The 8,756-nt window shown below is 70.9% G+C and carries 7 protein-coding genes; all 7 read left to right on the top strand.

The window, feature by feature from the left end; all coding sequences use genetic code 11:
• On the top strand, positions 1-1,306 hold a 1,306-nt coding region (locus Q0D57_RS18285), incomplete at its 5' end, for a bifunctional 3'-5' exonuclease/DNA polymerase (protein ID WP_291046767.1).
• A gap of 104 nt (positions 1,307-1,410) precedes the next feature.
• Complete coding sequence (locus tag Q0D57_RS18280; RefSeq protein WP_291046766.1) at positions 1,411-2,679, top strand: aspartate kinase; 1,269 nt, start codon at positions 1,411-1,413, stop codon at positions 2,677-2,679.
• 105 nt (positions 2,680-2,784) lie between these two features.
• Entirely contained in the window at positions 2,785-3,828 is a 1,044-nt protein-coding gene (locus tag Q0D57_RS18275) for an aspartate-semialdehyde dehydrogenase (protein ID WP_291046765.1), read from the top strand.
• Positions 3,829-4,041: 213 nt separating this feature from the next.
• Positions 4,042-4,770 carry an SGNH/GDSL hydrolase family protein gene (locus tag Q0D57_RS18270; RefSeq protein WP_291046764.1) on the top strand — a complete coding sequence of 243 codons (729 nt, stop codon included), beginning with the start codon at positions 4,042-4,044 and terminating at the stop codon, positions 4,768-4,770.
• 59 nt (positions 4,771-4,829) lie between these two features.
• The gene (locus Q0D57_RS18265; protein ID WP_291046762.1) at positions 4,830-7,307 is read left to right on the top strand and encodes an EAL domain-containing protein; all 2,478 of its coding nucleotides are present in this window, start codon (positions 4,830-4,832) and stop codon (positions 7,305-7,307) included.
• A 66-nt stretch (positions 7,308-7,373) separates the two neighbouring features.
• Positions 7,374-8,363 carry a glycoside hydrolase family 6 protein gene (locus tag Q0D57_RS18260; RefSeq protein WP_291046761.1) on the top strand — a complete coding sequence of 330 codons (990 nt, stop codon included), beginning with the start codon at positions 7,374-7,376 and terminating at the stop codon, positions 8,361-8,363.
• A 66-nt stretch (positions 8,364-8,429) separates the two neighbouring features.
• Positions 8,430-8,756, top strand: a 327-nt coding sequence (locus Q0D57_RS18255) for a response regulator (RefSeq protein WP_291046760.1), incomplete at its 3' end; no start/stop codon positions are given.

Here is an 8,756-nt window from a genome sequence, read left to right as displayed (position 1 = left end):
CGCCGGCCGCATCGCCCTGCTCCTCGCCGCGGAGTCGGCCGGCGCCCTCGCCGCCGCCGAGATGCGCCACGTCGGCCTCCCCTGGAGCACGACCCGCCACGACGCCGTGCTCACCGACCTCCTCGGCCCCCGCCCGGCCCGCCCCGACGAGCGGCCGGCCCGCCTCGCCGAGCTGCTCCAGCGCATCCGCGAGGCCCTCGACGACCCCGCCGCCAACCCTGACTCCCCGGCCGAACTGCTCAAGTCGCTCCGCCGCGCCGGCCTCACGGTGTCGAGCACCCGCTCGTGGGAGCTAGAGAAGATCCGCCACCCGGCCATCGAGCCACTCCTCGACTACAAGAAGCGCGCCCGCCTGCTCACCGCCAACGGCTGGAACTGGCTCGACACCTGGGTGCGCGACGGCCGCTTCCACCCCACCTACCTCCCGGGCGGCGTCGTCACCGGCCGCTGGGCCTCCGAGGGCGGCGGCGCCCTGCAGCTGCCCAAGCTCGTGCGGAGCGCGGTGATCGCCGACCCCGGCCGCGTGCTCGTGGTGGCCGATGCCGCCCAGCTCGAGCCCCGCATCCTCGCCGCCCTCGCCGGCGACCGCGCCATGGCCGCCGCCGGCCGGGGCCGCGACCTCTACGACGGCATCGTCGCCACGGGTGCCGTCGACACCCGCCCGCAGGCCAAGCTCGGGATGCTCGGCGCCATGTACGGCGGCACCACGGGCGAGAGCGGCCGCATGCTGCCACGGCTGGCCCGGGCGTTCCCCGCCGCGATCGACTTCGTGGAGAATGCCGCTCGCGCCGGCGAGGCGGGCGCGACCGTCTCGACCCGCCTCGGCCGCACGAGCCCGAGGCCGGGCGACGACTGGCTCGACCTCCGCGACGAGGCCGCCGCCGACGGTGCCACCGAGCAGCTCCGCGCCCGGGCGCGCTCGAGCGCGCGCAGCTGGGGGCGCTTCACCCGCAACTTCGTGGTGCAGGGCACGGCGGCCGAGTGGGCGCTGTGCTGGATCGCGTCGGTGCGACGGCGCCTCTGGACCCTCGGCGACGCAGCCGCACCCTTCGGCGATGCACCCGCACCCCTCGGCGATCCGGCCGCAGCCGTCGGCGACGCACCCGCGCCCCTCGAGCACCGCCCGCACCTCGCCTTCTTCCTGCACGACGAGCTCGTGGTGCACACCCCGCTCGAGCACGCCGATCGCGTCGCCCAGGAGCTGCGGGAGGCCGCCGCCGAGGCCGGCCGCCTCATCTTCGGCGACGCGCCCGTGGAGTTCCCGGTCACGGTCGCCACCGTCGACAGCTACGACCAGGCCAAGTGACCGCAGGCGGCCCCGCCGCATAGCCGCCCCCGCATACCTCCGGCGATATAGTGGGAAGTCGGGTTCCGACACCCGATCCCGCGCCCGTACCCCCAGGAGTCCCCGTGAGCTTGATCGTGCAGAAGTTCGGCGGGTCATCCGTCGCCGACGCCGAGAGCATCAAGCGCGTCGCCAAGCGCATCGTCGAGACCCGCAAGGCCGGCAACGAGGTCGTCGTCGCCGTGAGCGCCATGGGCGACACCACCGACGAGCTGCTCGACCTCGCCCACGAGGTCGCCCCCATCCCCGCCCCTCGCGAGATGGACATGCTCCTCTCGGCCGGGGAGCGCATCTCGATGGCACTGCTCGCCATGGCCATCGAATCACTCGGCCACGACGCCCGCAGTTTCACGGGCTCCCAGGCCGGCATGATCACGGATGCGCGCCACGGCGCCGCCCGCATCGTCGACGTCACGCCGGTGCGGCTCCGCGAAGCGCTCGACGAGGGTGCGATCGTGATCGTGGCGGGCTTCCAGGGCTTCAACCGCGACACGAAGGACATCACGACCCTCGGCCGCGGCGGCTCCGACACCACGGCCGTGGCGCTCGCCGCCGCCCTGAACGCCGACGTCTGCGAGATCTACACCGACGTCGACGGCATCTTCTCCGCCGATCCGCGCCTCGTGCCCAAGGCGCAGAAGATCGACCGCATCACGAGCGAGGAGATGCTCGAGCTCGCGGCCAACGGCGCGAAGGTGCTCTACATCCGCGCCGTCGAGTACGCCCGGCGCCACGGCGTCACCCTGCACGTGCGCTCGAGCTTCAACAACAACGAGGGCACGATCGTCTACAACCCCACCGAAAGCGAGACCGCTGTGGAAGAGCCCCTGATCGCCGGAGTCGCCACCGACCTGAGCGAAGCCAAGATCACCGTGGTCGGCGTGCCCGACATCCCGGGCAAGGCCGCGCAGATCTTCACGATCGTGGCGAAGACGGGCGCGAACATCGACATGATCGTGCAGAACGTCTCGGCTGCGTCGACCGGTCTCACCGACATCTCGTTCACCCTGCCCAAGAGCGAGGGGCAGCTCGTGCTCACGGCCCTCCGCGCCGAGCAGGAGGACTCGGGCTTCAAGGCCCTGCAGTACGACGACCAGATCGGCAAGCTCGCCCTCGTGGGCGCCGGAATGCGCACGAACGCGGGCGTCTCGGCGAAGCTGTTCACGGCGCTCTACGAGGCGGGCATCAACATCGAGATGATCTCGACCTCCGAGATCCGCATCTCGGTCGTCACCCGCGCCGACACCATCAACGACGCCCTGCGCGTGGTGCACACCGCCTTCGGCCTCGACGCCGAGAACGAGGCCGTCGTGCACGCCGGCACCGGCCGCTAGACCCCCCGCCTTCCCTTCCCACGAGTGGGCACTTTCGGCCCTTCCCGTCGTGTTTTCGGGCCGAAACTGCCCACTCGTGGGATGGCGAGAGAGAGAAGAGAGATCATGAGCAAGGCACTTCACGTCGGCGTCGTCGGCGCCACCGGCCAGGTCGGCAAGGTCATGCGGAAGCTCCTCGAGGAGCGCGACTTCCCCGTCGCCAGCATCCGCTTCTTCGCGTCGGCGCGCTCCGCCGGCACCACGCTGCCGTTCCGCGGCGTCGACATCGAGGTGGAGGACACCGAGACCGCCGACCCCACGGGCCTCGACATCGCCCTCTTCTCGGCCGGAGCCACCGCCTCCCGCGCCCAGGCCCCGCGCTTCGCCGCCGCCGGTGTGACCGTCATCGACAACTCCAGCGCCTGGCGCATGGACCCCGACGTGCCGCTCGTCGTCTCCGAGGTCAACCCGCACGCCATCGCCCAGGCCAAGAAGGGGATCATCGCGAACCCCAACTGCACCACCATGGCCGCGATGCCCGTGCTCAAGGTGCTCGACGCCGACGCCGGTCTCGAGCGGCTCATCGTGAGCACCTACCAGGCGGTCTCGGGCTCCGGTCTCGCCGGCGCCGAGGAGCTCGCCGACCAGGCGATCGCCGCGACCGCCGACCGCGACGCGCTGCTCGGCCTCGTGCACGACGGCGGAGCCGTCACCATGCCGGCGCCGAACAAGTACGTCGCCAACATCGCCTTCGACGTCATCCCCCTCGCCGGCTCGATCGTCGACGACGGCGAGCTCGAGACCGACGAGGAGAAGAAGCTCCGCAACGAGAGCCGCAAGATCCTCGAGCTCCCCGGCCTCCGCGTGGCCGGCACCTGCGTGCGCGTGCCCGTCTTCACCGGCCACTCGCTCTCCATCAACGCAGAGTTCGCCAACGACATCACCCCCGAGCGCGCCTACGAGCTGCTGAAGGATGCGCCGGGCGTGGCGATCTCGGATGTCCCGACCCCGCTCCAGGCGGCCGGCAACGACCCGAGCTACGTCGGTCGCATCCGCCAGGACCAGTCGGCCGAGGGCCGCCGCGGTCTCGTGCTCTTCATCAGCAACGACAACCTGCGGAAGGGTGCGGCGCTGAACGCGGTGCAGATCGCTGAAGTGCTGGCTGGCTGAGTTTGTGCTGCGCCGCCCCCTGTGCGGCGCAGGCGACATGCGGTGCGTCCGTCGCTTCGCGGCGGACGTACCGCCTTGGGTCGGCGAGTAAGGCCTGCTGGGTTCGGGTCGTTGACTGCTGTGGCGATGCGTTCGGAGTGGACGGGTTCGGCCGCGGTTGAGGATCGGGCTGCCTGACCAAACCACTTGGGGGGAGGGCTCCGAAATGCTTCGGTGAACCCTCGGCTGCGGAATCTTGTGATCGGCGTGGTGGCCTTCGTGGCCGCCGTGACGTTCTTCCTCCTCATGGTGTCCGCGATCTCGGGGCGGAGCGGGCAGGCCGCCGGCGAGGCCGCGCCCGCCGCCCAGCCGTCCGCCGTCGACCCCGACGCTCCGGTCGTCGCGTTCTACGGCGACTCCTACACGCTCGGCACGGGCGCCTCCGATCCGTCGCACCGCTGGTCGACCGCCATCAGCCTCGAGCGAGGGTGGAACGAGTTCAACCCGAGCGTCAACGGCCTCGGCTTCGTCAACAACCGGTCGAGCACCCCGCCCGACTACGGCCCCGACGACGAGGTGCCGAAGATCATCGAGGCGCAGCCCGACATCGTCTTCGTGACGATGGGCCTCAACGACAACTTCTCCATGCCGGGCCGCGCCGACGACATCCAGGATGCCATCACGACCGACCTCGAGACCCTCCGCGATGAGCTCCCGGATGCCCGACTCATCGTGGTCGAGCCCTTCTGGTACACGGATGCCCGCCCCGACTCCGTGGAGCAGATCATCGGCTGGGTGCGCGAGGGCGCCGAGGCCGTCGGCGCCGACCACATCGCCGGCGCCTCGCGCTGGATCGAGGGGCATCCGGAGTGGATGGCCGCCGACCGCCAGCACCCGAACGACGACGGCTACGCCGAGATGACGCGCCGTATGGAAGCGGCTCTCGACGAGCTCGGCCTGTGACCCCGCACCCCCGCGGCCACGGACCGCGCCGCGCTGAAACCGGGGGCTAAACTCACGGCATGGGTGTCAGGCTCCAATCGCGCACGGGCCGCGGCGGCACGAGCCAGCTCGTCATGTCGGTCGTGCTCCTGGTGATCGCCGTGGCGACCGTCGCCGTGGGTGTCGCCTCGGGCCTGCAGAACCCGCCGCCGAGCTGGCTGGGCTGCGTCGTCTTCCTCATCAGCGTGGGCGTCACCGCCGTCTACCAGCTGCCGATCAGCCGGGTCGTCGGCCTCCCGCCGCTCGGGGTGGCGAGCGCCTTCCTCGTGATCGGCACCGCCGGCGACGACCCGGTGCTCGACGTCGGCCTGTGGGTGCTGGCCTACTTCGCCTCGAAGTGGATCACGTCGCGCAGCCTCTGGATGGCGGTGCAGTGGGCGGGCATCGCCGCGGTCGGCGCGATCGCGTTCGTGCTGCTGTCGAGGGGTCTCGTCGACGTGGGGGTCTGGCCGCTCGTGGCCGTGGTCGTGAGCGTCGTGGCCTACATGGTGGTGGTGCTGTTCGTCGACTTCGTGCGGGAGCGCGGCCGGTGGAGCATCGACAACGCGTTCGGCATCAGCGGCCTCAGCCCCCTGCGCCTGGTGGGGGTGATGGCCCTCTGCTCGCTCGTGGCGGTGGCCGTCTACGTCACGACCACGGGCATGTTCCGCATCGTGGACGGTGCCGAGGCCGAGCTCAGGCTCGCGCGCGAGACCGTGCCGCTTCTCGTGGTGGCACTGTTCTTCTACGGCGCCGCGAAGCGCCGCCAGACCCGGCTGAGCGAGCAGCGTCTGAGCGGAGTGGTGGATGCCGCCCGTGCGCTGCCGTGGGACGCGGAGAGCGACACGAAGGCCCTCATGGTCGACTTCGCCCGCCGGGCGATCGACGCGGGGGAGTTCGAGGTGCGGCGCACCCCGCCCGGCCGCAACGAGATCGGCGCGCGCTTCTCCTCGCTCGACTCCACCGACCCGCAGCTGGCCGCCGAGGCCGTGTCGGGCGAGGGCGACGGCGTGACCCAGGAGCACCAGCAGGACGCGGTGGAGCCCACGGAGTACCTCGTGGCGAGCCGCAAGAACGGCGGCACCCCGTTCACGCCCGACGACGAGCTCGCCCTCGACGCGATCGGCCACATCGCCTCCGAGACCGCTCGCGTGCGCGGCGCCTACGACACCCTGCTCGACCGGGTCGACCGCGACTCGCTCACGGGGCTGCCGAACTACAACGCCTTCCAGCGCTCGCTCGCCCGCCTCAACGAGGACCGCACCTACGCCTCCGGCATCGCGGTGCTCTTCATCGACCTCGACCAGTTCAAGCGCCTCAACGACACCGAGGGCCACCACATCGGCGACGAGGTGCTCGCCACGGTGGCCACCCGCCTGCGGGCGAGCGTGCGCCCGCACGACTTCGTGGCGCGGGTGGGTGGCGACGAGTTCGTCATCATCCTCACCAAGCTCCAGTCGCTCGCCGAGGCCAAGAGCGTGGCCGACCACATCGTGGCCAACGTCGGTGCCCCGGCCACCCTCGGCGGCCGCGAGTACCGCCCGCTCGTGAGCGTCGGCCTCGCCTACTCGGGCCACCAGGAGACCGATCCGCAGTCGATCGTGGTCGACGCCGACCACTCGATGCTCGCCATCAAGAAGTCCAGGCGCCAGGGCGGCCCGTCGTTCGAGTCGTCGATCGGGATCTCGCCCCACCGCTCGAGCCGCATCAACGAGATCGTGGCGAAGGCCATCGACGACGGCATCCTCAACGTCGTCTACCAGCCCATCGTCAACACGGTGGAGGACAAGATCTGGGCCTTCGAGTCGCTCGTGCGCTACACGCATCCGGAGCTCGGCCGCATCTCGACCTCGTCGCTGATCGAGAAGGCCAAGGGCCTCGGCCGGATGGACCTGCTGACCACCCAGGTGATCGCCGCGTCGCTGAAGTCGGCGCGCGAGTTCCGGAAGGTCGTGCCCTCGATCAGCGTCGTGACGATCAACCTCGAGGTCGAGCAGATCCGCGACGAGCACGTGGGCGCGTTCCTCAAGGACATCGTGCCGCGCTACCCCGACATCACGCTGTGCCTCGAGCTCAACGAGCGCTCGACGAAGGACATCGACGACGACCTGCGCGCGCAGGCGGAGTACTTCCGCTCGCTGGGCGTGCTCATCGCGCTCGACGACTACGGCTCGGAGGCCTCGAGCGTGGGTGCCCTCGTGCGCATCCCGATGGACATCCTGAAGATCGACCGCTCGCTCGTCGACAATCTCGACGAGATGCGCCAGCGCGAGGTCGTGCGCGCCCTGCAGGGGTTCGGCGACGCGTTCGACTACTCCACCGTGGTCGAGGGCGTCGAGACCCGGGATGCCGTCGACATCCTGATCGGCATCGGCGTGCGTCACGCGCAGGGCTTCTTCTACGGCCGGCCGGTGCCGTTCGCGCAGACGATGTCGCGGCTGAAGGCCAACGGCGCCGCGGGGACGGTGGGGCGGAACGCTCCGGCCTCCGCGCCCACCTCGGCCCCCGCAGTCCGGTAGTCGCGTCAGCCGGGGCGGGGCCCCGGTGCCGCTAGGCTGAAAGGACCTGCGACCGAAGGGCCATCCGTGACACGAGTTCTGCCGCGCATCGGGCTGGCTGTGGCCATCGTCGCGATCGTGGGCGTGCTGGGCGCCATGGTCGTGGGCGTCGGCTCGATCCTCGCCCAGGGCGGCGTGGCCTCCGACAACCCCTTCGCGTCGCGCTCGCTCTACGCCGACCCCGGTTCGAAGGCCGCCACCGCCGCCGCCTCGGTGCGCGATGCGGGCGACGAGGCCGACGCCGAGGTCTTCGACCGCATCGCCGCGGTACCGACGGCCATCTGGGTCACCCCGGAGAAGTACCCGGCGGGCGAGGTGGGCGACTACGTCTCGGGCATCGCGGATGCCGCGGAGAAGCTCGGCCAGTCACCGGTGTTCACGGTCTACGGCGTGCCGAACCGCGACTGCGGCAACTTCTCGGGCGGCGGGCTCTCGGCCGAGGAGTACCCGGTGTGGGTGCAGGAGATCGCCGACGCCCTCACCGGCAGCACGGCCGTCGTCATCCTCGAACCGGATGCGCTGGCGCTCGCCGACGAGTGCGACAACGTCGACGAGCGGCTCGATGAGGTCGGCTCGGCCGTCGACATCCTCGCCGGTGCCGGTCTCGTGGTCTACATCGACGCGGGCCACTCCAACTGGGGGCCGCCCGCCGAGATGGCCGATCTGCTGAACCGCGCGGGAGTCGAGCGGGCGCGGGGCTTCTCGACCAACGTCTCGAACTACAACACGACCGACCTCGAGCGGGCCTACGCCGCCGAGATCTCGGGCCTCACGAACGGCGCCCACTACGTGATCGACACCGGCCGCAACGGCAACGGCTCGAACGGCGAGTGGTGCAACCCTCCCGGCCGGGCCGTCGGCGCGGAACCGGTCGCCGCGCGCGCGGGCTCTGCGGAGGACGCGACGCTCTGGATCAAGCCGCCCGGAGAGAGCGACGGGCCGTGCAACGGTGGCCCGACCGCCGGCGAGTGGTGGAACGAGAACGCCCTCGAACTGGCCGCGAACGCCGGCTGGTAGCCCGCTCCGGGCCCTCCCGGAGCAGTTCCCTCATCCGATCCCCTGACGATTGGTACGATCATGGCAATGGACACTCAACCGGAACGACGCGTCGCGGTCATCATCGAAGACGATGCCGACATCCGCCACCTGCTCGAGACCGTGCTGACGCAGGCCGGCTTCGAGGTCATCGCCACCGGGAACGGCCTCGACGGTGTGCAGGCCGTGCGCGCCTACGACCCCATGGTCACCACGCTCGACGTCAGCATGCCCGGCATCGACGGGTTCGAGGCGGCCAAGCGCATCCGGGCCTTCAGCAACACCTACCTCGTGATGCTCACGGCGCGCGACGAGGAGATCGACACGCTGCAGGGCCTCGAGGCCGGCGCCGACGACTACCTCACGAAGCCCTTC

This window comes from Herbiconiux sp., from assembly GCF_023264895.1.
Taxonomy (GTDB): Bacteria; Actinomycetota; Actinomycetes; order Actinomycetales; family Microbacteriaceae; genus Herbiconiux.
This window is presented reverse-complemented; position numbering and strand designations above follow the sequence as displayed.